We start from the raw sequence: 23,044 nt of genomic DNA on the forward strand, positions 1-23,044 counted from the left end.
TTCAGCCCTTGAGCAGGTTGCGGGAGACGCGCTCGCGCACCGGATCCCCCAGCAGGTCGGTGGCGCTGGGCAGCTTGCCGTCGTACTTGCCCAGCACGTCCTGCAAGGCCTGCAGCATGCGTTTCAGCGAGTCGGCGTCTTCGCCCCGGGCAGCCAGGTCGGCACGAGCGTCTTCCAGCGCACGGAACAGCAGTGCCCGGGTGTTGCCGCGGATCACGAGGTTGCCGTCGGATTGCCAGATGGCCTTGTGCAGGTATTTCATTCGAGGTCTCCCTGGTAGGACTCCAGAATGACGCACGCCGCGGCGCCCGGCTGTGGGCCGCCCGCACATCTTCGGGCCGGTGCGCATTGAAGCGGCACGTCAGCCGTCAGCACAGCGGTAGGCGTCGAAGCGTCGGCAATGCGATGTCAGCGGAGGCCGCGCGGCTGGCTCGGCCGCGCCTCAGTGGGCGCCGGCTGCCGCATCGCCTCCGCCGGCCCCGGCGCGCTGCGCATGCGTGAGCCACACCAGCGGCACCATCAGCAGGAACAGCAGCGCGGAACCCCAGAAGATGTCGTTGGCGGCCAGCATGAAGGCCTGCTGGTCCACCAGCCGGTTCACCTGCGCCAGGGCCTGGTCCGGCGTGAGGCCGGACGAAACGAGCCCGGAGAGCGCCGCCTGCGCCGCGCTGCTGCCGGGTCCCACCGTTTCAGCCAGGTGCGCGTGGTGCAGCGAGGCGCGGCTTTCCCACAGCGTGGTGGAGACCGAGGTGCCGATCGCGCCCGCCGTGATCCGCACGAAGTTGGTCAGGCCGGAGGCGGCGGGGATCCGGTCCGGCGTCAGCCCCGACAGCGTGATCGTGATCAGCGGGATGAAGAAGAAGGCCATCGCCACGCCCTGGATGATGGTCGGCACCATGATCGTGCCGAAGTCAGCCTGCGTGTTGAAGTGCGAGCGCATCCACAGCACCAGCGCGAACACCACGAAGGCGATGCTGGCGTAGCGGCGCGGGTCGACCTTGCCGATGGTCTTGCCCACCACCGGCGAGAGCAGCAGCGCCAGCAGGCCCACCGGCGCCATGATCATGCCGGCGTCGGTCGCCGTGTAACCCATGAACTGCTGCAGCCACAGCGGCAGCAGCACCACGTTGCCGAAGAACAGCCCGTAGCCCACCGACACCGCGAGCGTGCCCGCCCAGAAGTTGCGGCGCGCGAACAGGCGCAGGTCCACCACGGGATGGTCGTCGGTGAGCTCCCAGGCCAGGAAGAACACGAAGCCCACCACCGCGACCACCGCCAGCGCGACGATCATGGGCGAGGCGAACCAGTCGTACTCCTTGCCCAGGTCCAGCATCATCTGCATGCAGGCGACCCACACCACCAGCAGGGCGAGGCCGACCTTGTCGATGGGCAGCGCGCGGCGCGCCGTTTCACGCTTGCGGTAGATCGCCCAGGAGGCGAAGGCGGCCGCGATGCCGACCGGGATGTTGATGTAGAAGATCCAGGACCAGGAGATGTGGTCCGTGATCCAGCCGCCCAGCAGCGGCCCCATCACCGGCGCGACCAGCGTGGTCATCGACCACATCGCCATCGCCAGCCCCGCCAGCGCCCGCGGGTAGCTGGAAAGCAGCAGCGCCTGCGACAGCGGGATCATCGGCCCGGCCACGAAGCCCTGCAGCACCCGGAAGGCGATCAGCAGCGGCATGCTGGGCGCCAGCCCGCACAGCCAGGAGGCGATGACGAACAGCAGCACGCTGGCGACGAACAGCCGGACCTGGCCGAAGCGCTGCGACAGCCAGCCGGTCAGCGGCACGGCGATCGCGTTGGCGACCGCGAAGCTGGTGATGACCCAGGTGCCCTGGTTGGGGCTGACGCCGAGGTCGCCCGCGATGGAAGGCAGCGACACGTTGGCGATCGAGGTGTCCAGCACGTTCATGAACGTGGCGGCGGACAGCGCGATGGTGCCCCAGACGCGCGCGGAGCCCTCCAGCGGCGCAAGCGGCTGTGCTGCGCTCACGGCTTTACTGCGGGTTGCGGGTTGCGGGAGGTCCGCCGTGCGCCATCAGGCGCTGGGAAGGCCCGCCATTGGCCGCGATCACGCGCCGCACTTCGGCGTCGGCGCCGTCGTCCTGGGTGTCGAACACCTGCGTCTGCGTCATGGCGGCGGCCCGCGGCGCGTCGGCCAGCGTCTTGCCGTCCTGGCGGCTCACGTCCACGCTGGCTTCCATCGAGAGGCCGACGCGCAGCGGGTGCTCCGCGAGCTCCTTCGCATCGAGCGCGACGCGCACCGGCACGCGCTGCACCACCTTGATCCAGTTGCCGGTGGCGTTCTGGGCCGGCAGCAGCGAGAAGGCGGCGCCCGTGCCCACGCCGAGGCCGGCCACGGAGCCCTTGTATTCCACCCGCTTGCCGTAGATGTCGGCCGTGAGCGTCACCGGCTGGCCGATGCGCAGCTGGCGCAGCTGCACTTCCTTGAAGTTGGCGTCCACCCAGACCTGGTTGAGCGGCACGATGGACATCAGCGGCGTGCCGGCGGCGACGCGCTGGCCCAGTTGCACCGTGCGCTTGGCGACGTAGCCGTCCACCGGCGCCACCAGCACCGAGCGCTGCTGCGCCAGCCAGGCTTCGCGCACCTTGGCCGCCGCGGCCTGCACCTGCGGATGCTGCTCGACGTCGGTGCCGGCGGTCATGGCCTGGTTGCTGGCCAGCTGCTCGCGCGCGCCCACCACCGCCGCCTGCGCCGCGGTCACCGCGCTGCGGGCGGTCGTCACCTGGGCCTGGGCGTGATTGAGCTCCTCCTTCGAGATCGCGCCGCTGCCGACCAGCGCCGCGCGCCGGTTGAAGTCGTCGTTGGCGCGGGCGAGCTCGGCCTGCGCCTTGCCCACGTCGGCCTCGCGCAGCGCGACCTGCGCCGCCAGAGAGCCGTTGTTGGCGTAGAGCGTGCGGACCTGGCGGACGGTCTGGCCCAGGTTGGCCTCGGCCTGCTCCAGCGCCACCCTGGCGTCGGCCGGATCGAAGCGAACCAGCGGCTGGCCCGCCTTGACGAAGTCGGTGTCGTCGGCGTGGATGGCCATCACGGTGCCGCCGACCTGCGGCGTGATCTGCACCACGTTGCCCTGCACGTAGGCGTTGTCGGTGGTCTCGTAGTGGCGGGCGACCAGCCACTCGTAGCCGCCCCAGGCCAGGCCGACGACGGCGACGATGGCGGTGAGCGTGAGCAGCGCCTTCCGGCGCTTGGGATTGCCCTTTTGCGGGGCGGCGGCGGTTGCAACGGCTTCGGTCATGGTGTCGGTTCGGTGTTCAGTGGGCGGCAACGGTGGTGTCCTCGGTGGCGCCGCCGCCGAGGGCACGGAACAGGGCGACGCGCGCCTCCAGCACGCGGGCGGCGAGGTCGACGCCGAGGCGGCGCTGCGCCAGCAGCGAGGTTTCGGCGCTGAGGACGTTCAGGAAAGTGCCGAGGCCGGCACGATAGCGCTGCACGGCGATGTCGTAGGCGTCTTCCGCCGCCTGCTGGGCCTGCCGCTGTTCGTGCTGCTGGCGCGCCAGGGATTGCAGGCTGGCGACCGCATCGGCCGCCTCGCGGATCGCTTCCAGCACGGCGCCGTTGTAGCTCTCGATCGCGGCGTCCACGTCGGCGGTGCGACCGCGCAGGTTGGCGCGCAGCCGGTCCTGCTGGAAGATGGGCAGGCGCACCGCCGGCCCCACGCCCCACTGGCGGCTCCCCGTGTCGATCAGGTTGCCCAGGCCCAGGCTGGTCAGGCCGGCGAAGGCGACCAGGTTCACGCTGGGATAGAACTCCGCCCTGGCTTCGCGCACTTCCTGCGTCGCCGCTTCCACGCGGGCCCGCGCCGCCGCCACGTCGGGACGGCGGCCGAGCAGGTCGGCCGGCAGGGCCGGCAGGCTGGTGCCGCCGCGCAGGGAGGCGATCGCCGGCAGCTGCGCGAGCGGCGGCAGCTCCGTCGTGCCGACCAGGGCAGCGAGCGCGTTGCGCGTCACCAGCGCCTGCTCCCGCAAGGCCTCCAGTTGCTGGCGCGCGTCGGGCAGCGCGCCTTCGCTCTGGCGCAGCTCCAGGTTGGTGTCGAGGCCGGCGGCGACGCGCTGGCGCACCAGGCGCAACTGCTCCTCGCGCTGCTGCAGGGTGCGCTCGGCGACGGCGAGCTGCTCCTGCACGCGCAGCAGCTCGAAGTAGGTGCGGGCCACGTTGCTGGCGAGGACGACCCGCGCGGCGGCCACGTCGGCCGCGGCGGCGCGGGCCGAGCCCAGCGCGGCCTGCAGCGCCGCTTCGTTGCGGCCGAAGAAATCCAGCTCCCAGCTCGCCTGCACCTGCAGCGTGGCTTCGTTGCGCGACGAGCCGCCCAGGGGCGGCGGCGCCAGGCCGTTCTCGCTGAAGCGCTCGCGCGTCACGTCGGCGGTGGCGCTGAACTGCGGCTGGTTCGCGGTGCGCGCGAGGTCGCCGGCGGCCTGGGCGCGGCGCAGGCGGGCGCGGGCCACGCCGAGGCCGGGGTTGTCGTGCAGCGCCTGCTCCACCAGCGCATCGAGCTGTGCGTCGCCGAATTCGCGCCACCACTGGGCCGACACGGCCGGCACGTCCTGCGACGACGCTTCCGGCACCGGCGGCTGGCGCAACTGCGCCTCGGGTGCGATGCCTTGCGTGCTCGCGCAGCCGGCGAGCACCAAGGCGGCGGCGAGGCCGGCCAGCCGGCCTCGGGAAATGCGGTACTTCATTCTTTTCTCTCGGGGCTGCCCTGCAGCTTGAGCCCGTTTTCCAGGATGCGCTGCAGCAACGACTTGAACAGCTGCCATTCCTCCAGGCTGAAGCCTTCGAGGAAGGCGTTCTGCACCTTGCAGAGGACGGCGGGGATCTGCTTGGCGGCCGCGAGGCCTTCCGGCGTGAGTTCGATGTTCACCACCCGGCGGTCCTCGGAAGAGCGCACGCGCGCGACCAGGGCCTTGGCTTCCAGCCGGTCCAGCAGGCGCGTCATGGCGCCCGTGTCGAGCTGGCAGCAGCGCGCCAGTTCGGCCACCGTGGACGCCTGGCCCATGTGCAGCTTCAGCAGCGGCAGCCACTGGGCGCTGGTCAGACCCTGCGGCTCCAGCGCCTCGTCCACCTGGGCCGCCATCATGGCGAGGATGCGCCGCATCGAGTATGCGGCGCTCCCGTCCGGACGGTAGTTCTCCGGCGTGTAGAAGACGGGATCGGCGGTAGGAAGGGCAGCCATGGCCCGGAAATATAGTTGCCTAGGCAAATATTGTCAAGGCTGTGACTGCCGGGTCAAACGAATGCCGACCGGACGGATCAGGCAGGGTCGTAGCCGTCCCGCAACTGGCGCTTGAGGACCTTGCCGATGTCGCTGCGCGGCAGCTCGGGCAGGTAGCGCAGGTCGGCCAGGCGCTGGATCTTGCCGACCCGCTCGTTGGCCCAGGCGCGCAGTTCCTGGGCCGTCGGCGCCCCTTCGTCGGGCACCACGAAGGCGACCGGCGTCTCGCCCCAGGCCTCCGAAGGCACGCCGACCACCGCCACCTCGTGCACCGCCGGATGCCCGCGCAGCACCGCTTCGAGGTCGCTCGGATAGACGTTGAAGCCGCCGCTGATGATCATGTCCTTGCGCCGGTCCATCAGCGTCAGGAAGCCGTCCTCGTCGAAGCGGCCGACGTCGCCGGTGCGGATGAAGCGGTTGCCGGCGGCGTCGTACCACTCGGCCTCGCGCGTCTTCTCCGGTTGGTTGCGGTAGCCGGTCATCATCGAACCCGAGCGGCCCACCACCTCGCCCACTTCGCCGCGCGCGACTTCGCGGCCCTCCTCGTCGATCAGGCGGATGTCGTGGCCCTCGGAGGGCTTGCCCACCGTGTGCAGCTTGTCCGGGAACTTGTGCGCCTCCAGGATGCAGGTGCCGCCGCCCTCCGTCATGCCGTAGTACTCCACCAGCCCGCCGGGCCAGCGGGCGAGCACCTGCGCCTTCAGGTGGGCGGAAAAGGGCGCGCTGGTGCAGAACTTCATGCGGAAGGACGACAGGTCGTGGCGGTCGAACTCCGGGCATGCCATCAGGCGCTGGTACTGCACCGGCACCAGCATCGCGTGCGTGGCGCGCGCGTCCTGGGCCAGGTCCAGGTAGGCGCGCGGGTCGAAGCGGCCTTCGGTCAGCACCAGCGTGCCGCCCTTGGCGAGGCAGGGAAAGGCCGACACCAGCGTGGTGTTCGAGCACAGCGAGGTGGCCACCAGGGTCACGGCCTCGGGTCCGTAGCCGTAGTTCTCGCCGCGCGCCACGTGGGCCCAGCGCATCTGGTGCGGCTGGACGATGCCCTTGGGCGTGCCGGTGGTGCCGGAGGAATAGATGATGTTGAACGCCCAGTCCGGCTGGATCTGCACCGCCCGCGGTTCCGTGGCGCCCGACGCATCCAGCCACTGCGGCAGGCTGGCATCGTCCATGCGGATGCGCGGCACGCCGACGTCGCAGTCCGGCACGGCCGCGTCGGTGAAGAAGAAGCGAGCCCCGCTGTCGCGCACCATGCCGGCCAGCTGTCCGGCGGTCGCGCCCGTGGGAAGCGGCGCGACCACGAGGCCGGCCCGCAGGCCGCCGAGGAACAGCACCACGTAGGGGATGGAGTTGGCGCCGCAGATCGCGATGCCCTCGCGCGGCTGCAGCCCATGGGCCTGCAGCGTGGCCGCGACCCGGTCTGCGGCGCGATCGAGGTCCTGCCAGCTCATGCGCCCGGCCCCTTGGCGCAAGGCCAGATGGGCCGGACGGGCCTGCGCGTTTTCGCGGAGGAGGTCGGGGAGGGCACGGAAGGGCGGCAGCCCCGCCGCGACGGGGGCGCTCGCGGGAATCGAAGTCACGACGGTCTCCTTGGGTGGAGCGACTGTACGGCACGGCTGCGTCCGACACTCCCCGGTCGCGGGTGCCGACGCCGCGCTGCCCGGTGGCGCGCCAGACTGGCGCCAACCCCAAGAGGAGCATCCATGGCATACAGCAGCATCTTGGGCGCCGACAGCGCCCCCGCCCAGCCCAGCGGCCGCGAGGCCGAACTGCTGGGCCCGAGCGACAACTCGGACAGCGGCAGCGACACCATCGGCACCGGCGAGGCGAGCGACGACAGCATCGACTCCACCAAGACCGGCGACCGCGGCGCGGTGGCCGGCCGCGACGCCCGTGAAGGAGCGGACATCCTGCCGGACCAGGTGGTCCAGCTCGCGGATGGCGAAGGCTTTCCCGAAGCCGACCCGGACGGCATGGAGATGACCGACCTGGACGACGGCGACGTCCAGCGCCTCGCCGAACTGGACGAGTCGCGCATCGGCGCGAGCGGCGAAGACTTCGGCGAAGACGAAGAAGCCTGATCCCCATGGCGGCACGCGCGCCCTCGTCCGCCGCGATGCGGCGCGTGCGCACCGTGCTGCGCGAAACCTTCGGCCTGGCGCGGCTGCGGCCGGGCCAGGCCGCCGTCATCGAGCGCGTGCTGGCCGGGCAGGCCACGCTGGCCGTGATGCCCACGGGCGCGGGCAAGTCGCTGTGCTACCAGTTGCCCGCCCTGCTGCTGCCGGGCCGCACGATCGTCGTGTCACCGCTGATCGCGCTGATGAAGGACCAGTGCGAGTCGCTGCGCGAGCTGGGCATCGCCGCCGTGCAGATGAACAGCGCAATCGAGAGCGACGAGGCGCGCGCCGCCGAACAGGCCGTGGCCGACGGCTCCGCGCGCATCGTCATGACCACGCCAGAGCGGCTCTCCGAGCCCGCCTTCCTCGACCTGCTGGCGGCGCACCCCGTCAGCCTGGTGGCGGTGGACGAGGCGCATTGCATCTCCCACTGGGGCCACGACTTCCGCCCGGCCTTCCTCGAGGTCGGCCACGCCGTGCCGCGCCTGGGCCATCCCGTGGTGCTGGCGGTCACCGCCACGGCCACCGACGAGATCGCCGAAGACATCTGCGAGCAGCTGGGGATCCCGCCCGAGGGCGTGATCAACACCAGCGCCTACCGCTCCAACCTCGACCTGCGCGTGCTGGCGGTGGCGAACGAGGCGGAGAAGCAGGCGCAGGCGCTGAAGCTGGTGCGCGCCACGCAGGGCAGCGGCATCGTCTACACGGCCACCGTGAAGGCCGCGCAGGCGGTGCACGAGGCGCTGCAGGGGGCCGGCGAATCGGTGGGGCTGTACCACGGCAAGCTGGCGGCATCCGAGCGCGCGGCGGTGCAGGACGCCTTCATGAGCGGCGGCACGCGCGTGATGGTGGCCACCAATGCCTTCGGGCTGGGCATCGACAAGCCGGACATCCGCTTCGTCCTGCACTACCAGCTGCCCGCCACGCTGGAGGCGTATTACCAGGAAGCGGGCCGCGCCGGCCGCGACGGCGGGCTGGCGCGCTGCACGCTGCTGTTCCTGCGCGGGGACAAGGCGATCCAGCAGTTCTTCATGGCCGGGCGCTACCCCGGCGAGGAGGATGCCGCGGCCATCGTGCGCGCCCTGCGCGATCCGCGCGAGGATGGCGCGGCGTGGACGCTGCCGCTGCTGCAGGCGCGGCTCGGTCGCCCCCGGGCCAAGGTGCAGGTCGCGCTCGGGCTGCTGCGCAAGGACAGGATCGTGGCGCAGTCGCGCGATGGCAGCCTGAAGCTGCAGGCCCGGCCGGCCAGCGGCGCGCGCATGCGCGAACTGACCGAGGGCTATGGCAGGAAGCGCGATCTCGACCGCGAGGCGCTGGAGCGCATGGTCTTCTACGCCCAGACCGGGCAGTGCCGCTGGCGCGTGCTGATGGAACACCTGGAAGGCACTTCCCTGTTCGAGCGCTGCGGGCAGTGCGACAACTGCCGTCGCATCGCCGCCCACGAGGCGGTGGTGGAGGACCTGCTGCGCAAGGCGCCGGAAGAAGCGCCCGAGGCCGACGCCAGCGGACCGCCGGTGTTCGCGCGCGGCGACCTGGTGGAAGTGCGGCGCTACGGCCGCGGGGTGGTGCAGGATGCGAGCGGCACGCAGGTCACGGTGGTGTTCGCGGACCGCAGCCGGCGGAGCTTCCTGCCGGAATACGTGCGCAAGGCGCGCGCTCAGAAGGACGCGAAGCGGCCGCCCGCGGGAGACCGGGCGACCGCCTAGGTTCCGAAAAGAAAGGAAGACCCTTGCGGGTCTTCCTTCCAGGGCAGCGCCCTGCTCTCCTTCCGGGGTCAGATCACTTGAACACGATGTCGATCGCGATCGTGCCGCCAAGCGAAGGCAGCGTCGAGAACGCGCGGATGAAGGTCGGCGGCGTCGTCCAGACGGTGGCGCCCGCCTTCGGGTTCAGCGCGCCGCTCACCCCGACCTTGTCGATCCCCCAGGTTCCGAGCCCGCTCACCGGCGAAGTGCCGATGACGCAGTTCGGGTTGGTGGTGGTGCCATTGCACGGCGCCGAGGCGCCCTTCAGCAGGCCGTTCTCGTACACGATGGTGATGGTCTGGCCCTGGATGATGTTGTCGGTTCCATCGACCGTCCAGCGGTTCTTGTTCTGCTGGAACTGGTGCTTGCCGAAGGTGATGATCTCGTTCGGCGCCACGGCCACCGTGCCGGTCGCAGTGTTCGCCGACAGCAAGCCCGCGACGTCCTTCACCTGGTACTGGAAGCTGAAGGTGCCGGCGGCGGCGGGCGTGTACGAGATCACGCCGTTCAGCGGGTTGGGCTGGGCGCCGAGCTGCGCGGGCCACGTGAGGATCACGGCGTCCCGGACGTCGGCGTTGCCGTCCGGGTCGGTGGATGCGCCGATCAGGTTGATCGTGTTCTGCTTGCCCACCACCGCGCCCACCGAGATGTTGCCCGCCACGGGCGCGTCGTTCACCGGCGTGATCGTGATCGTCGCCTGCGACTGGTTGGACGGCTGCCCGTTCACGGACACGGAGTAGCTGATGCTGTCGGTGCCGTTCGCGTTGGGGTTCGGCACATAGGTCAGGATGCCGTCCGCGGAGACAGTGGCCGTGCCGAGGCGCCCGGGCTGCGCGGTGACGACCACGGTGCCGAGGTTGTTCGTCACCACGTTGCGCAGCGACGACGTCGTGCCATTCAGGCTGATGGTGTCGTTGGCCAGCAGGTCGATGGTCACGCCCTGGCCGACCGGGCAGGCGGCCGCGGAAACGGGCGAGCAGTCCTCGTTCACCGTCGCCACGTCGGCGTTGGCCGTCGGCACGCCGAACAGCACGGTGGTGCCGGTGGACGTGTCGGTGTCGCGCCGGCCCGTGCCGCCCTTCGTCGAAACCACCTGCACCACGCTCGGCGGTGCCTGCAGGCCCGAGACCGTGGCGCTGCTGCCCGCGAGTTCGAGGCCGGTGCCCGCGCCCTTGCCGACGGCCGTGCCGGATCCGGCCGGGAGCGCCGGGCCGTAGCCCGCCAGCGTCAGCACCGCCGTCGGGTCGCTGGAGGTGGCCGTGACGCTCAGGGTGCCGTTGTTCGTGCCGTCGAACGCCGCGGTGGCGATGGTGACTTCGTCGGTCACGGTGCGCAGCGAATAGGACGGCACCACCTGGCCGGCGGCATTGCGCGCGGTCTGGTCCACGACGCAGACGTGGCTCGGGGGCAGGCCGCCGGGCTGGCTCTGGGCCCAGTAGTCCGTGCCGGTGACCAGCATGGTATGCGGCGTGCCGGCCGGTGCGCTGTAGGGCGGCGGGTTGATCGTGGTGGCGCCCGTCACCGGGTCCACGGTGATCGCGCCGGCGCAGGGCTGGTCGTAGAACGCCAGGATCGGCTGCACGGCGATCTGCTGCGGCTGCGCCGGCACCCGCGCCTGCGTGGTCGGGGCACCGGTGGTGAACACGTCCAGGGCGGTCACCGTGCCGGTGGCGTCGGCCTTGTACACCGCGCGGCCGCCGGCGACCTTGCCGTCGAGCGCGCCGCCCATGAGGCGGCCCATCAGGGAGAAGTTCGACTCGCCGTCGAGCGTGTAGAACACGGCGCCGTCATGGGTGGGCGACGGTGCGCGCACTTCGACGCGGAAGGTGTTGTGGTTGCGCAGGGCGGAGGTGCCGTCCGTGTTGAAGGCGGTGAAGTCCGGCAGCGGCGAACCCGTGACGGTGCCGATGCGGGCCGGGTCGGCCAGGTACTTCTTGCCGGTGCCGGCATCCGCCGTCGCGCCGCCACCCGCGGCGAGCAGCGCGTCGTAGAACGGGTCGGTTCCGGGCGGGGCGGTCCTCAGGTCGGGAATCGGCGGCACTTCGGCGCCACCGGCCACGGCCGACGCCAGCAGGAAGGGGCCGACGGTCGCATTCAGCGCGCACTCGAAGGTGGCGGGGCAGCCGGTGCCGATGTCGATGGTTTCGAAGATGCGCGCACCCGCGCTCTGGGAAAGGTAGGTCGTGTCGGAGAACGGGGTGATGACGCGGTAGTCGCCGTCGAAAGGCAGGGGCCGCAGGTCGACGCGCAGGCGGCCGAAGGCGATCTGGTCGCCATCGACCACCGCACCGTTGGCGAACGCGGTCTCGAGCGCGACCACCAGGACGCCGCGGAAGCCGTTGGCGGCGTCGAGCAGCGTGTTGCCGGCGGCGTAGTAGAAGTGCTCGTCGAAGAAGTTCGTGGGGAAGGACTCGGGGATGTGCACGTCACCGGGCAGCAGCAGGCACCAGCCGCCATCGAGCTCGGCCTGCGTCGACGGATCGCAGAATTCCAGGGCGACCCCGGTCTTGTCCTGGAACCACGCGGGGAACCCCCCCACGGTGGGTGCCTTGTTGACCGGGCCCATGCGTTCGAGCACGGCCCAGGCAGGGGTGGCGGCAAGCGAGCACAGCACGGCCGCCGCAATCAGATTGCGCTTGGTCTTCACCGGGAAACTCCTCCAGAAGCTTTCACTTCCCTTTTGTTTGCGTCGCGGGCCCCATGCCGCACGACGTGACGTTCGTGCGCAAGTTGCGGACCTACGATCGGTACCCCGATGTGAAAGACACTGGTGCGGCCTATTCCATACTTTTCATGGACCGTTGATTGCCAGAACGAGATGCCGGCAACAATTGCGGATGGTCCGCTGGACGCACGCGCGGGAGGCGACTGGTGGGTTTTCCCCTTCTCCGGGGAATGATCCCCAACTACGGTGGGGATAACTGCACCTTTCGCGTTGACGCGATAAGTAATTGGTCAAACGACAGTACGAAAGCGCGATTCTCCAGCGGAGACCGCGACACGCACGAGAGCGATTTTCATTGGGATATGGCACGGCAATTCGCCTGAGATTGGCGAAGCCGACCGGCTATCAAATGCGTTAATAAGAGACTGACGAAAGTATGAATCTTCCGTTGCAGGTCTCTTGCAAGATCGGCCGGTATTCGAAAGCGCAGCGGAACGAGTCGTGCCGCTTCCGGCAGCCAGGTCGGTGACCGCCGTTGCTTCGGTTGGCAGATATTACGGGCGGTCGCATTAAGGGCACCTTAAGGCCCCGACAAAGGGTCCCCGGGCACCCTCACCGCGCCGCCACCGACATCCTCATCCACGCCGGATCCTGCCAACGCTGGAACGGCCCCAGCAAGCCGGGCTCGCCCGTCTGCCTTTGCGTCGCCAGGGAATCCAGGCCCACCACCTCGTAGCTGCGGCGATAGCGCCCCTCCCCGCGCGCTTCCCGCGCCACCAGCACCTGCTTGCCGCCCGGCACCCAGCCCGCGAATTCGGCATAGCCGGCGCCGGGCTGCAGGCCCGCCGGCGGGAGCACGTCGATGGCCCACCGGCCGCCCTGCTGCCGGAACAGCCACAGCTCGCGCCAGGCCTCCAGCGGCTGCACCGCCAGCGCCACGGCGTTGCCCTCGCGGTTGACGCTCACCGACTGCAGCCACACCAGCGCGTAAGTGCAGCGCTTCGCGAGTGGCTTCGAGGCATCGTGCTTCGCGTCCACCAGCAGCACGCAGGTCTCGCCGGGCTGGCCCGGCTGCGTGACGACCGCGGGGCGCGTTCCGGCCGGCACGGCAGGCGCGAGGGCCACCGCCGCCCAGCGCGAGGCGCCCACCCGCATGGCGGCATCGTTGTAGGCGGGCTGGTCGTCCTCCGTCAGTTCGCCGCGCTGCACCGATGCCAGCTCCGCGACCGCGCGCTCCGCCGCGGTGCCGCCGTTCCCCACTGTCAGCCGGACCTGCCCGTAGGCCAGGGTGCTCCACACCGAGGCGCGGCGCAGCGCGACGCGATGCTTCACGTGCGGCGGCAGGGCGGCCACGTCCACGCGCTCCAGCACGTCCGCGCGCCACCGATCGCGTTCGTAACGCTGCAGCGGCGCCAGGGCCGGGTCCAGGCATTCCGGCTGCGTCAGTGCAAGCGCCGCCCGGGCCTTCTGCTCCGGGGTCGCCGGCAGCGCCAGCACCCGCCGGAACGCATCGCCGTCGTAGCAGATGCGCATGCGGCCGTCCTGCTCGTAGCTCGCGAACTTCAGGCCATAGCGGCCGGCCACCTCGAGGTGCGCCGACAGCGCCACCTGCGCCTGCCGGCTCGCGCCAGTGCCGTCGGAAGCGCGTTGCGCAAGCCGGTTCGCGAACGTACCGAGCGCATCCAGCGCCTCGGCGCCTTGCGGCCCGCGCACGGACTCCGCCGGCGCGGCCTGCAGCCAGGCCGCGGCGATGCCGATCCCGAGCGACTCGGCGCCCGGCGCTTCGCGGACGAAGCGCAGCACGGCCAGCAGATCCGGCGCGTCCGCCGCCGCCAGGGCGCTGCGCCGCACCTGCGTGGCCTTCACGTAGCCGCCGCGCTCGCGGGCGTGGTCCCACACCTGCAGGTAATCGAGCGCTTCGCCGCGCACCTCCAGCGCTTCGCCCTGCCAGAGCTGCGCCTGCTGCGGTGCCGAGTCGCGCGGCGCCGCGCGCAGGACGGCCTGGTCGGTGGTCACGATGGCCGTGTGCAGGGCGACGGCGGCGGCAAGGGCGGCGACGGTAGCGGCCACGGCTCAGTCCTCCTCCGGCTTCGCGACGGCGTGCTGCGGCTCCGCCTCGCGGGCTGGCGGAGTGCCCACCAGGTTGGCGCCGATGAAGCCGCCCGCGGCCCCGGGCGGCGCGATGATCACCTGCACCTTGTCGGACAGCTTGTCGGCCAGCGTCTTCTGGATCAGGAGCGGATGGCGCGACAACAGCATGCCCTCGCGCGCCATCTGCTCCGCGCCGGCCTGCCCGATCTTCTCCAGCCGGAAGGCCTCGGCTTCGGCCAGCCGGCGGCGCGCGTCGGCTTCGCCGTTGGCCTCGATGCGGCGCGCCTGGGCGTTGCCTTCGGCGACCTTCACGCGCGATTCCTTCTCGGCCTCGGCCTCCAGCCGGCGCTGCTCGATCTGGCGCTGCTTGAAGGGCAGCACGTGCTTCATCGCATCGTCCTGCGCCCGCGCCGCGATCACCTGCTCGCGGGCCGCCGCCTCGGCGCGCACCTCGCGGCGGACCTTGTCGGCGGCGGCCTCCAGCTCGGTCTCCTTCACGCGCTTGTCCTTCAGCTGCAGCGTGTAGTCCATCTTCTGCGCCGCCAGTTCCTCGGCGAGCAGGCCTTCGAGGCCGCGCTTGTAGTCGGCCGGAAGGTCCACCTTGCCCACCAGCACGCCCTTGAGCAGCATGCCGTCGGCGGCCAGGCGCGGCCGCAGGTCGGCCTCCAGCGCCTGCTGAATCTCCACGCGCTTGGTGGAGAAGATCTCGCGCACCGTGTAGCGCGCGAACACCTTGTAGACCACGTTCTGCACCGCCGGCTCGACGATCTCCGCATCGAAGTTGGCCGGCAGGTTGCGCGCGGTGGCGGCGATGCGGCCCGGGTCCAGCGCATAGCGCACCGCGAGGTCGACGCCCACCGACAGGCCCTCCACCGACTGCACCGGCGCGGCGCCGGCGGCGCTGGCGATGCCGGCCGGCCTGTAGCTGCGGTCGCGCAGCGAAAACACCTGGGCCTCGTGCAGCCCGGGCACGACCAGGATGCTGCCGTCGCGCCATTGCACGGCGCCGCCCGTCAGCAGGTTGGTGCGCACGCCGACCTCGCCGGGGCCCACGGTCTGCACCGGCGGATGTGCGGCCAGCAGCCAGGCGCCCGCGACGCCGGCCGCCGTGAGCGCGATGGCGCGGCGCGCCTGCAGCACGCGGACGCAGGCGCCTTCGGCATACAGCAGGTTGCCCTGGCCGGGTCGGCGGACGCGGCGCGCCAGGCCGATGCGGAGGGCGCGGACGAGGGACTTCAGGCGGGCCAGCATGGTTCTTCTCCTTCGGGATCGCAAGCGTTCAGGAACCTTCTTCGGTGTAGTGCGCGGTGGGGCCGTTGCTGCCGGGGCGCGCCTGCGTGGACAGCAGCAGGTAGACGCCGTCGTCGACGTCGACGACGAAGTCGGGCTGGCGGTCGCCGTCGAGGTCGGCGATCGCGCGCACCACGGTGTGGTCGGCGCCGGCGCCGCCCAGCACGTAGCGGTAGGTTTCGCCGCCGTAGCCGATCGTGTATTCGATGCCCTGGGCGACGTAGCCCACGCGCAGGCTGAAGCGGGTGTCGGCCAGCGCCAGCTCGTGGTCCACGCCCATGCGCGGCTGCTGCAGGCGCTCCGGATAGCGGTAGCCGACGCGGCGCCCTTCCATCAGTTCAATGCCCGGCAGGCGGAAGTAGAGGGCGTCGGCCGCGACCGTCGTGTCCGGGTCGCCCGGCTTCACGGAACGCACCTCCACCGCCCTGTCCTGCGGCACCAGGCGAAACCAGCCCTGTTCCGGCCAGGGCCCGGTGCTGGCCGTCACCACCTCCTCGCGCCAGGTCTGGGCATCCAGCAGCAGGCCGGTCTCGGGGCGGCCCTGCGCCCACAGCGAAGCAGCGGCGGCGCCGGCGGCGGCCACGAGCGCGAACTTCGCGACGGCGACGAGGGTCTTGCGGGCTTTCATCGTGCATCTCCTTGCGTTGACGATGAAGCCATTGTTCGGACCCGCCCGGGAGCGAACAATGCGCCCGCGGGGCGGCTTCGTTCACGCCCCGGAAGAAATCTTCACAGGGCGCAACCAGCAAAGGCCGGAAAATGCGGACTGCCGGACGCAGAGGACGCGAAAGGGCGAAAGGACGCCAAAGCAATCCTTTTTGATTGAATTCTTCTGCGTCCTCTGCGTACCCTTTGCGTCCTCTGCGTCCGGAAGTTTGTCTTTCACCTGTACCCACCCCACCATGACCCGCGTCGCCGTCATCGAGGACGACCTTCCCACGAGCAACCAGCTGGCCGGCTGGATCCGCGCGGCCCGGCCCGGCGTCGAGATCGACCAGTGGTTCGACCGCGACGCGGCGGAGGCGGCGCTCGGGCGCGAGCACTACGACGTGGTGCTGCTGGACATCGAGCTCGGGCGCGAACGCCACGCCGGCGTCGCCCTGATCAACGCGATCAACAAGCAGCGTTCGGGCGTGCCCGTGCTGGTGGTGTCGGCCATGCCGGCGGCAATCTACCGCAGCATCATGAAGGCGCTGGACGCCTGGGACTACCTGCAGAAGACCACCTTCGAGGAAGCCGATTTCATCGAGACTTTCCTCGAGATCCTGCGGGTGGCGCGCGAACGCCGCGCGCGCACGCAGGCGCCCGCCGCGGCGGCCGACGAGCTGGCCCTCGATCCCCTGTGGCAGCGCACGCCCACCTGGCGCGGCGAACGCATCAACCTGCCGCTGACCGCGCAGCGCATCCTCGCCACGCTGGTCCAGCGGCGCGGCGAGGTGGTCTCCTACGAGGACCTGTTCGACGTGGTCAAGAGCGGTCGCAACCGCGACAACGTGCGCAAGCACGTGAGCACCATCCGCGATGCCTTCCGCGAGGTCGACCCCGGTTTCGAGCGGATCGAGAACGTTCCCATGCGCGGCTTCCGCTGGGTGGGGCCGCCGACCGGCAAGCCATGAAGCTGGCGGAACTGGGCCTGCCGGACCTGTCGCTGGCGCGCCTGGAGGTGCCGCGGCTGGGGCTGGCCTCGTTCCGCCGCCGCCTCCTGATCCGCGGCGTGTTCCTGCTGCTGGCCCTGGCCACGCTGGCGCTGGCCGTGGTGCTGCTGCAGGACGAGAAGGCGCGCAGCTACGGCAACTACCAGCAGGCCTTCCGCAAGACGCAGGCGGACGTGATGGCGCGCCTGCGCCAGCCCTCCGGCCTGCTGGGCCTGCTCAACCCCGATGCGGGCGGCCCGGCCACGCCGGTGCGCCCGGTCGTGCTGCCCTATGCCTCGCTGGACCTCGACGATCCCGGCAAGGCGCAGCAGGCGGTGGAGCTGGCCGGCTGCTCGGTGGTCTACGCCGACGACAGCGCCCTGTGCGCAGGCATCGGCAGCAGCCCCTATGCGGGCGGCTTCATCTACCTCGTGGGCAGCTTCGCCAGCGGCGACCTGGTCGGGCGCCAAGAGGACGACCCCGACCTGCTCGGCGTGCACCGCGCCGTGATCCGCCTCGACATGCCCGGCGAGCAGCGCACCTGGATCGCCCCCTTCGAGCGCCAGTCCCTGCGCGGCGAGCCGCTGGTGCGCGGCCGCTTCGTCGCCTACCCCTGGCGCGGCGAGAGCGAGCTGGCGCCCGGCGCGCGGCCGCTGCGCGATTTCCGCGCCAGCGTGTGGCAGAGCGCGGCCTGCGCCAGCGGCGGCGATCCGTCCGGCTGCGCGCGCCGCGTGTCCTACGCGATGCGCGTCCCGGTGGAGAACTTCCGCGCCGCGCTGGAGCACTCGCCGACGATGTGGCCGCCGCGCGATCTCGATCGCATCCGCCTGCGCGTGCAGGTGCTGCCGCCGGAACGCGACAAGCCGCTGTTCGACAGCAATGCCGACGGAGCGGTCGCGCCCGCCGCGGTGCAGGACCTCTCGACCCTGCTGCAGGCCGGCGAGGAACTGACCATCTCGCGCCAGGACGGCGGGGCCACGCCGCCCGTCGCCGTGCTGCGGGCCCGCGACGAGGGCCCCGGCAGTTCGCCGCTGATCCTGCGCCTGATCGACAGGCTGCCCGTGGCCGCCCGCCCCGGAACCCTGAGCGCGCGCGAGACCATCGCCACTCCGCTCGGCACCTTCGAGGCGATCCTGACCGGCGACGCCCGCGGCATCGACCGCGGCCTCGGCGTGATCGCCACCCGCATGGCCTGGTACGTCGCCGCCATGCTGGGCGCGATCGTGCTGGCCTGGCTGGTGATCGAGGTCGGGCTGATCCGCCGCATCTCGGTGCTGACGCGGCGCGCCGCCGCCGTGTCGCACAACGTGCAGAAGGATGCCGCGGGCCACGAGCGCATCGGCCGGCTCGACGTCTCCGACCTGCGCGGCCGCGACGAGCTCGGCATCCTCGCCGGCGGCCTCGCGGACCTGCTGCAGCGGGTGCAGGGCGACGTGCAGCGCGAGCAGCTGCGCGCCGAGCGCGAGCGCGACATGCTGCAGGCCGTGGGCCACGAGATCCTGTCGCCGCTGCAGTCGCTGATGGTGCTGCACCCCGACCCGGACGATCCGGCGCACCGCTACGTGCAGCGCATGCAGCACGCGGTGCGCGTGCTGTACGGGCAGGCTTCGCCCAGCGAGGCGCTGCAGGCCGCGCACCTGGAGCTCGCGCCGCTGGACCTCGACGCCTTCCTGCGCGAGGTGGCGGACAACGCTCACTTCGCCGGCCTCGCCGACGTGCGCTACGCCCCGCTGGCCGCGCCGCTCACGGTGCGCGCCGACGCCTTCTCGCTGGAAGACATCGTCACGCACATCCTGCGCAACGCCGACCGGCATCGCCGCCCGGGCACCCCGGTCACGCTGTCCCTGCAGCGGCGCGCGAAGCAGGCGGTGATCGGCATCCATAACGCCGGCCCGGCGATCCCCCAGGACATGCTGGAGCGCATCTTCGACTATGGCGTGAGCGAAGCGCCGGCCGAGGACGGCGGCGGCCGGCGCGGCCAGGGCCTGTTCGTGGCGCGCACCTACATGGCCAAGATGGGCGGCACGGTCGCGGCAGCGAATGTCGCGGACGGCGTACTGTTCAGCCTCTCTTTCCCGCTGGAGGCCTGAGCGCGTTCCGACACACCCGGCGCCGGGACTGCGCTAGGGTGTGACCATGGAAAGGGTTTCCGGTCCGCGCCGGCTGGGCTTCGTGCTGGCCATCGCGCTCGCCCTGCTGGCGGGCTGTTCCCGCGGCCCCGCGCCGCAGCCGGGCTTGCAGGAGCCGCCGCCCGCGCCGGCGGTACCGGCACCGGCCACGCCCCCGCCGCCTGCGCCGCGGCCGCCGGCCCAGCTCACGGACGAGGAGCGCAACGAGGTGCTGTTCACGCACTGGCGCAGCAGTCGCGGCGAGGAGGTGGACACGTTCGCGGCCTACCTCGTCGACCAGAGCCTGGCCGACGTCGTGCCGCTCTACCAGCTGCTGCGCAGCGCCTCCATGTGGAAGGAATGCCACGCGGAGCCCTTCGAGGTGCCGCCGATGAGCGAGTGGGAGAAGGTGCGCGACGTGCTGATCCTGCTGCGCGACCTGCAGCAGCGCGGCGTACTGCCCGGTGTGGAGGTCGTCTCCGCCTACCGTGACCCGCGCCTGAACCGCTGCGCCGGCGGGGCGCCCGGCAGTTCGCACCAGCACTTCGCGGTGGACATCGCGCCGCTGTCGCCGGAAGTCGGCGCCAGTCTCTGCCGCTTCTGGCGCGAAGAGGGCCGGAAGTGGGACATGGGCGTGAGCCGCTACCCGACCGGCCGCATCCACATCGACCGCACCGGCTACCGCACCTGGGGTGCGAGCCACAAGCGCGGCAGCAGCTACTGCCTCGACTAGCAGGCGGGCGACGCGGCGGCGGGCGGGGCGCTTTCCCGCAGCAGCAGTTCCCCGATGCCGTCGAAGGCGTCGCGCACCGTGTCCTCCAGGTCGCCGCCCTGCGCCCGGATCGCGATCACGCCGCCGTCGCGCAGTTGGGCCTGCGCCCGCACGGCGTAGCCGCTGCTGTACCAGGGCGCCAGCGGAGGCTGCAGGCTCACGTCCCAGCGGATCACCTCGCCGTACAGCGCGTCGAGCGCGCTGACGCAGGCGTGCGCGAGCGCCTCGGCCCGGGTCGAGGAGAGCATGCCTACAGAGCGGACGTGGATGGCGGACAGTGGCATGGCGGCACTCCTTTGACCGTCACGATCGCTTCCGGCGGCCCGAATCCAATTGATGCACCTCAACCGCGTTCCGATGCCATCCTAGGGAAAGCCCGCAGCTTCCGCCGCTTCCGCCCGTCGCTTCGGGATTCTTTCGATGGGCGCGCGCGGCCAATCCCGGTCCAATCCGCGCAGACCAAGGAGGCGCATGATCCGAGCCGCCCTCATCGGCCTGGGGACCTGGGGCCAGAACCTCGTGCGCAGCGTCCACGGCCGCAGTGCCGCCATCGGGTTCGTCGCCGCCGCGACCCGCACGCCCGACAAGGCGCGCGAGTTCGCGCGGGCGCACGGCCTGCGGATGCTGCCGAGCTACGAGGATGCGCTGCGCGACCCCGGCATCGACGCCGTGGTGCTGGCCACCCCGCACTCCCTGCATACGGACCAGGTCGTCGCGGCGGCCGCGGCCGGCAAGCACGTGTTCTGCGAGAAGCCACTGGGCCTGGACGCGGCCAGCGCCGAGCGCGCGGCACGCGCCTGCGCCGACCACGGCGTCACGCTGGCCGTGGGCTACAACTGGCGCTTCCAGCCGGCCCTGCGCGAGATCCGCCGCCTGCTCGACGACGGCACGCTGGGCCGCGTCCTGCACCTGGAGGGCAACTTCTGCGGCCCCAGCGCCTACCGCTTCCCGCGCGGCCACTGGCGCCACGACCGCGAGGAAGTACCCGCCGGCGGCATGACCGGCCGCGGCGTGCACGTGATCGACGCGATGCTCCATCTCGCCGGCCCCATCGAGGCGGTGACGGCGCAGAGCTTCCGGCTGGCCCAGGACTTCGGCGTGGACGACACCACCTCCATGCTGCTGCGCTTCCGCGGCGGCGCCACCGGCTACCTCGGCACCGTCATCGCGACCGCGGAAACCTGGAGGCTGCAGGTGTTCGGCAGCAAGGGCTGGGCCGAGGTCGGGGACGTGGAGCACCTGCCCACCTGGTCGCTGCGGACCTGCTTCTTCGACCCGGAGCACATCACGGTCAAGCAGAAGCCGGTGGTGCACACCTTTGCCGAAACCAGCACCGAACGCGCCGAACTGGAGCATTTCGCCGAGGCGGCCGCCGCCCGCCGTCCGCTCGCCACGCCGGGCGGCGACGCCGTGCACAACGTCGCCGTGCTGCAGGCGATCCTCTCCTCGATCGAGCGCCAGGCCGCCGTGCGCGTGGCCTGAACCCCCGGAGGTCTTCCGATGCACCCAGCGATTCGCCGAACCGCCGTCCTGGCCGCGCTCGCCCTGGCGGGAGCCGCGGCCTGCGCGCAGGGCTCGCCCGCCGCGCGCGACTTCCCCAACCGGCCGGTCAAGGTGGTGGTGCCCTCGCCCGCCGGCGGTCCGCCCGACCTGATCCTGCGCGCGATCCTGCCGAAGATGGCGCAGGTGCTGGGGCAGCCGCTCGTGATCGAGAACCGCGCCGGGGCCGGCGGCCTCGTGGGCACCGCCTTCGTCGCGAAGCAGCCGCCCGACGGCTACACGTGGCTGTTCACCACCGCGTCGCACGTGAACATCCCGCCCTTCAGCGAGAACGTGCCCTACGACCCGGTCCGGGACTTCACGCACGTGACGCTGGCCGCGCAGAACTTCGGCCAGGCGCTGGTGGTGAACCCCGGCCTGGAAGCGAAGAACCTGCAGGAACTGGTCGCGCTGGCGAAGAAGAATCCCGGCAAGCTGACCTACGCCAACGCCGGCAACGGCACGGCGAGCCACATCCCGGCGGAGCTGATGAAGTCCATGACCGGCACCGACATCCTGCCAGTGCCGTACAAAGGCATCCCCGAGGCCACCACGGACCTGATCGCCGGGCGGATCGACCTCTTCTTCGTCGGCACCAACATCGCGTTGCAGCACGTGCAGAGCGGCAGGCTGCGCGCCATCGCGCTGACGGGCAAGAAGCGCTGGAAAGGCCTGCCCGAGGTGCCGACCATGGACGAACAGGGCCTCAAGGGCTTCGAGAAGGTGAACTGGTTCGGGCTGTGGCTGCCGGCGGGCGCGCCGCCGGAGATCGCCAGGCGCATCCACGCCGCCGTGGCGGCGGCGCTGGCCGAACCGGAGGTGAAGGCGCAGTTCGAGCAGCAGGGCATCGAAGGCGTCGGGCTGCCGCCGGTCGAATTCGCGGCCTTCGTCGCCGACGAGGCGAAGGCCGCGCAGGAGATCGCGCAGCGCATCCAGGCAGGAGCGAAGAAATGAACGCGCCGCAACAGCAACCCTGGGAATGGCCGGAGTCCCATTGGCGCGGACTCGTGAACCGCGTGCGCGCCGGCCGCAGCCTGAAGCCGCGCCAGTGGCCGGGCGGCGCCCGCTGCGCGGTCGCGCTGTCCTTCGACTCCGACCACGAGACCAACGAGCTGCGGGAGGGCGGCGAGTCGATCGGCCGCCTGTCGCAGGGGCAGTACGGCAACCGCCAGGGCGTCCCGCGCATCCTGGAGATCCTGGGCCGCCACGGCGTGCGCGCCAGCTTCTTCGTGCCGGCGGTGAGCGCCCTGCTCCATCCCGAGGAGCAGCGCCGCATCGTGGCGGAGGGGCACGAGATCGCCCTGCACGGCTGGATCCACGAACGCAACTCGGTGCTGCCGCCGGAGGTCGAACGCGAGCTGATGCTGCGCAGTGCCGACACGCTGGAGCAGGTCGCGGGCATCCGGCCGGTCGGCCTCCGCACCCCGTCCTGGGACTTCAGCGATGCGACGCTCGCCATCGCGCGCGACATGGGCCTGCTGTACGACTCCTCGCTGATGGCCGACGTGGACTGCCACGAGCTCCTGCTCGACGGCCAGCCCAGCGGCCTGGTGGAACTGCCGGTCGAGTGGATCCGCGACGACGCGGTGTACTTCAACATGAACCGCTTCGCCGGCCTGCGGCCCTACACCCCGCCCGCCGACGTGTTCGACATCTTCCGCCGCGAGCTCGACGCCGCCTTCCGCGAGGGCGGCATCTTCCAGCTCACCATGCATCCGCACATCAGCGGCTACCGCTCGCGCATCTGGATCCTGGAGGAGTTGATCCTGCACGCCAGGAACCTCGGGCGCGTGTGGTTCGCCACCCATGCCGAGATCGCGCGCTACGTGCGGCAGCCGGAGTAGCCCCG

Annotated in this window: 19 protein-coding genes; 8 read left to right on the forward strand and 11 right to left on the reverse strand. The window is 71.4% G+C overall.

The annotated features are described in order from the left end of the window. Position 1: 1 nt before the first annotated feature. The 6 genes from JJ685_RS11965 to JJ685_RS11990 all read right to left on the reverse strand — a co-directional run bounded on the left by JJ685_RS11965 (position 2) and on the right by JJ685_RS11990 (position 6,814). Complete coding sequence (locus JJ685_RS11965) at positions 2 to 262, reverse strand: hypothetical protein (protein ID WP_201674448.1); 261 nt, start codon at positions 260 to 262, stop codon at positions 2 to 4. 180 nt (positions 263 to 442) lie between these two features. Beyond that, positions 443 to 1,996: a DHA2 family efflux MFS transporter permease subunit gene (locus JJ685_RS11970; RefSeq protein WP_201674449.1), complete on the reverse strand. Its 1,554-nt coding sequence runs from the start codon at positions 1,994 to 1,996 to the stop codon at positions 443 to 445. Positions 1,997 to 2,000: 4 nt separating this feature from the next. Further along, entirely contained in the window at positions 2,001 to 3,263 is a 1,263-nt protein-coding gene (locus JJ685_RS11975) for an HlyD family efflux transporter periplasmic adaptor subunit (RefSeq protein ID WP_201674450.1), read from the reverse strand. A 16-nt stretch (positions 3,264 to 3,279) separates the two neighbouring features. After that, positions 3,280 to 4,704: an efflux transporter outer membrane subunit gene (locus JJ685_RS11980; protein WP_201674451.1), complete on the reverse strand. Its 1,425-nt coding sequence runs from the start codon at positions 4,702 to 4,704 to the stop codon at positions 3,280 to 3,282. Next, positions 4,701 to 5,198 (reverse strand): MarR family winged helix-turn-helix transcriptional regulator, encoded by a 498-nt coding sequence (locus JJ685_RS11985; protein ID WP_236598887.1) that lies wholly within the window; start codon positions 5,196 to 5,198, stop codon positions 4,701 to 4,703. The genes JJ685_RS11980 and JJ685_RS11985 overlap by 4 nt, the downstream gene beginning before the upstream one ends. 77 nt (positions 5,199 to 5,275) lie before the next feature. Beyond that, positions 5,276 to 6,814 (reverse strand): class I adenylate-forming enzyme family protein, encoded by a 1,539-nt coding sequence (locus JJ685_RS11990; RefSeq protein ID WP_201674452.1) that lies wholly within the window; start codon positions 6,812 to 6,814, stop codon positions 5,276 to 5,278. A 123-nt stretch (positions 6,815 to 6,937) separates the two neighbouring features. Between JJ685_RS11990 and JJ685_RS11995 the strand changes: the two genes are divergently transcribed. Both JJ685_RS11995 and JJ685_RS12000 read left to right on the forward strand, forming a co-directional pair. Then, on the forward strand, positions 6,938 to 7,315 hold the full coding sequence (locus JJ685_RS11995) for a hypothetical protein (protein WP_201674453.1): 378 nt from the start codon (positions 6,938 to 6,940) through the stop codon (positions 7,313 to 7,315). A 5-nt stretch (positions 7,316 to 7,320) separates the two neighbouring features. Continuing rightward, positions 7,321 to 9,057, forward strand: coding sequence for a RecQ family ATP-dependent DNA helicase (locus JJ685_RS12000; protein WP_201674454.1), 1,737 nt, complete (start codon positions 7,321 to 7,323; stop codon positions 9,055 to 9,057). A 73-nt stretch (positions 9,058 to 9,130) separates the two neighbouring features. On the opposite strand, the gene JJ685_RS30275 is transcribed toward JJ685_RS12000, so the two are convergent. The 4 genes from JJ685_RS30275 to JJ685_RS12020 all read right to left on the reverse strand — a co-directional run bounded on the left by JJ685_RS30275 (position 9,131) and on the right by JJ685_RS12020 (position 15,770). Then, positions 9,131 to 11,743 (reverse strand): cadherin-like domain-containing protein, encoded by a 2,613-nt coding sequence (locus JJ685_RS30275; protein ID WP_201674455.1) that lies wholly within the window; start codon positions 11,741 to 11,743, stop codon positions 9,131 to 9,133. Between the two features lie 630 nt (positions 11,744 to 12,373). Next, entirely contained in the window at positions 12,374 to 13,831 is a 1,458-nt protein-coding gene (locus JJ685_RS12010; protein ID WP_201674456.1) for a hypothetical protein, read from the reverse strand. A 3-nt stretch (positions 13,832 to 13,834) separates the two neighbouring features. Then, a complete protein-coding gene (locus JJ685_RS12015; RefSeq protein WP_201674457.1) occupies positions 13,835 to 15,103 on the reverse strand; it encodes an SPFH domain-containing protein in 1,269 nt (422 codons plus the stop codon). 28 nt (positions 15,104 to 15,131) lie between these two features. After that, positions 15,132 to 15,770 (reverse strand): hypothetical protein, encoded by a 639-nt coding sequence (locus JJ685_RS12020; RefSeq protein WP_201674458.1) that lies wholly within the window; start codon positions 15,768 to 15,770, stop codon positions 15,132 to 15,134. A 274-nt stretch (positions 15,771 to 16,044) separates the two neighbouring features. Here JJ685_RS12020 and JJ685_RS12025 point away from each other — a divergent pair, with 274 nt between their 5' ends. Genes JJ685_RS12025 through JJ685_RS12035 form a run of 3 tightly spaced genes read left to right on the forward strand, consistent with a single transcriptional unit; the run spans position 16,045 to position 19,617 of the window. Beyond that, positions 16,045 to 16,758 carry a response regulator transcription factor gene (locus JJ685_RS12025; protein WP_201674459.1) on the forward strand — a complete coding sequence of 238 codons (714 nt, stop codon included), beginning with the start codon at positions 16,045 to 16,047 and terminating at the stop codon, positions 16,756 to 16,758. After that, the gene (locus JJ685_RS12030; protein WP_201674460.1) at positions 16,755 to 18,866 is read left to right on the forward strand and encodes a sensor histidine kinase; all 2,112 of its coding nucleotides are present in this window, start codon (positions 16,755 to 16,757) and stop codon (positions 18,864 to 18,866) included. Before JJ685_RS12025 ends, JJ685_RS12030 begins: the two co-directional genes overlap by 4 nt. Before the next feature lie 46 nt (positions 18,867 to 18,912). After that, a complete protein-coding gene (locus JJ685_RS12035; protein WP_201674461.1) occupies positions 18,913 to 19,617 on the forward strand; it encodes a D-Ala-D-Ala carboxypeptidase family metallohydrolase in 705 nt (234 codons plus the stop codon). Here JJ685_RS12035 and JJ685_RS12040 read toward each other — a convergent pair. Beyond that, on the reverse strand, positions 19,614 to 19,940 hold the full coding sequence (locus JJ685_RS12040; RefSeq protein WP_201674462.1) for a hypothetical protein: 327 nt from the start codon (positions 19,938 to 19,940) through the stop codon (positions 19,614 to 19,616). The two genes, JJ685_RS12035 and JJ685_RS12040, sit on opposite strands and share 4 nt — an antisense overlap. A gap of 187 nt (positions 19,941 to 20,127) precedes the next feature. Between JJ685_RS12040 and JJ685_RS12045 the strand changes: the two genes are divergently transcribed. From JJ685_RS12045 to JJ685_RS12055, 3 genes are read left to right on the forward strand one after another with little or no spacing between them, the layout of a single operon-like run. After that, positions 20,128 to 21,138 (forward strand): Gfo/Idh/MocA family protein, encoded by a 1,011-nt coding sequence (locus tag JJ685_RS12045; RefSeq protein ID WP_201674463.1) that lies wholly within the window; start codon positions 20,128 to 20,130, stop codon positions 21,136 to 21,138. Positions 21,139 to 21,156: 18 nt separating this feature from the next. Next, positions 21,157 to 22,149, forward strand: a complete 993-nt coding sequence (locus JJ685_RS12050) for a Bug family tripartite tricarboxylate transporter substrate binding protein (RefSeq protein WP_201674464.1) — start codon at positions 21,157 to 21,159, stop codon at positions 22,147 to 22,149. After that, the gene (locus JJ685_RS12055) at positions 22,146 to 23,039 is read left to right on the forward strand and encodes a polysaccharide deacetylase family protein (protein WP_201674465.1); all 894 of its coding nucleotides are present in this window, start codon (positions 22,146 to 22,148) and stop codon (positions 23,037 to 23,039) included. The genes JJ685_RS12050 and JJ685_RS12055 overlap by 4 nt, the downstream gene beginning before the upstream one ends. Positions 23,040 to 23,044: the final 5 nt, after the last annotated feature.

This window comes from Ramlibacter monticola, assembly GCF_016722785.1.
GTDB lineage: Bacteria > Pseudomonadota > Gammaproteobacteria > Burkholderiales > Burkholderiaceae_C > Ramlibacter > Ramlibacter monticola.

Bases quoted from the DNA above. Each gene is read 5' to 3' on its own strand.
- JJ685_RS11965 (WP_201674448.1), bottom strand. From the start codon at position 262: ATGAAATACCTGCACAAGGCCATCTGGCAATCCGACGGCAACCTCGTG.
- JJ685_RS11975 (WP_201674450.1), bottom strand. From the start codon at position 3,263: ATGACCGAAGCCGTTGCAACCGCCGCCGCCCCGCAAAAGGGCAATCCC.
- JJ685_RS11980 (WP_201674451.1), bottom strand. From the start codon at position 4,704: ATGAAGTACCGCATTTCCCGAGGCCGGCTGGCCGGCCTCGCCGCCGCC.
- JJ685_RS11985 (WP_236598887.1), bottom strand. From the start codon at position 5,198: ATGGCTGCCCTTCCTACCGCCGATCCCGTCTTCTACACGCCGGAGAAC.
- JJ685_RS11995 (WP_201674453.1), top strand. From the start codon at position 6,938: ATGGCATACAGCAGCATCTTGGGCGCCGACAGCGCCCCCGCCCAGCCC.
- JJ685_RS12000 (WP_201674454.1), top strand. From the start codon at position 7,321: ATGGCGGCACGCGCGCCCTCGTCCGCCGCGATGCGGCGCGTGCGCACC.
- JJ685_RS12015 (WP_201674457.1), bottom strand. From the start codon at position 15,103: ATGCTGGCCCGCCTGAAGTCCCTCGTCCGCGCCCTCCGCATCGGCCTG.
- JJ685_RS12020 (WP_201674458.1), bottom strand. From the start codon at position 15,770: ATGAAAGCCCGCAAGACCCTCGTCGCCGTCGCGAAGTTCGCGCTCGTG.
- JJ685_RS12025 (WP_201674459.1), top strand. From the start codon at position 16,045: ATGACCCGCGTCGCCGTCATCGAGGACGACCTTCCCACGAGCAACCAG.
- JJ685_RS12030 (WP_201674460.1), top strand. From the start codon at position 16,755: ATGAAGCTGGCGGAACTGGGCCTGCCGGACCTGTCGCTGGCGCGCCTG.
- JJ685_RS12035 (WP_201674461.1), top strand. From the start codon at position 18,913: ATGGAAAGGGTTTCCGGTCCGCGCCGGCTGGGCTTCGTGCTGGCCATC.
- JJ685_RS12040 (WP_201674462.1), bottom strand. From the start codon at position 19,940: ATGCCACTGTCCGCCATCCACGTCCGCTCTGTAGGCATGCTCTCCTCG.
- JJ685_RS12045 (WP_201674463.1), top strand. From the start codon at position 20,128: ATGATCCGAGCCGCCCTCATCGGCCTGGGGACCTGGGGCCAGAACCTC.
- JJ685_RS12050 (WP_201674464.1), top strand. From the start codon at position 21,157: ATGCACCCAGCGATTCGCCGAACCGCCGTCCTGGCCGCGCTCGCCCTG.
- JJ685_RS12055 (WP_201674465.1), top strand. From the start codon at position 22,146: ATGAACGCGCCGCAACAGCAACCCTGGGAATGGCCGGAGTCCCATTGG.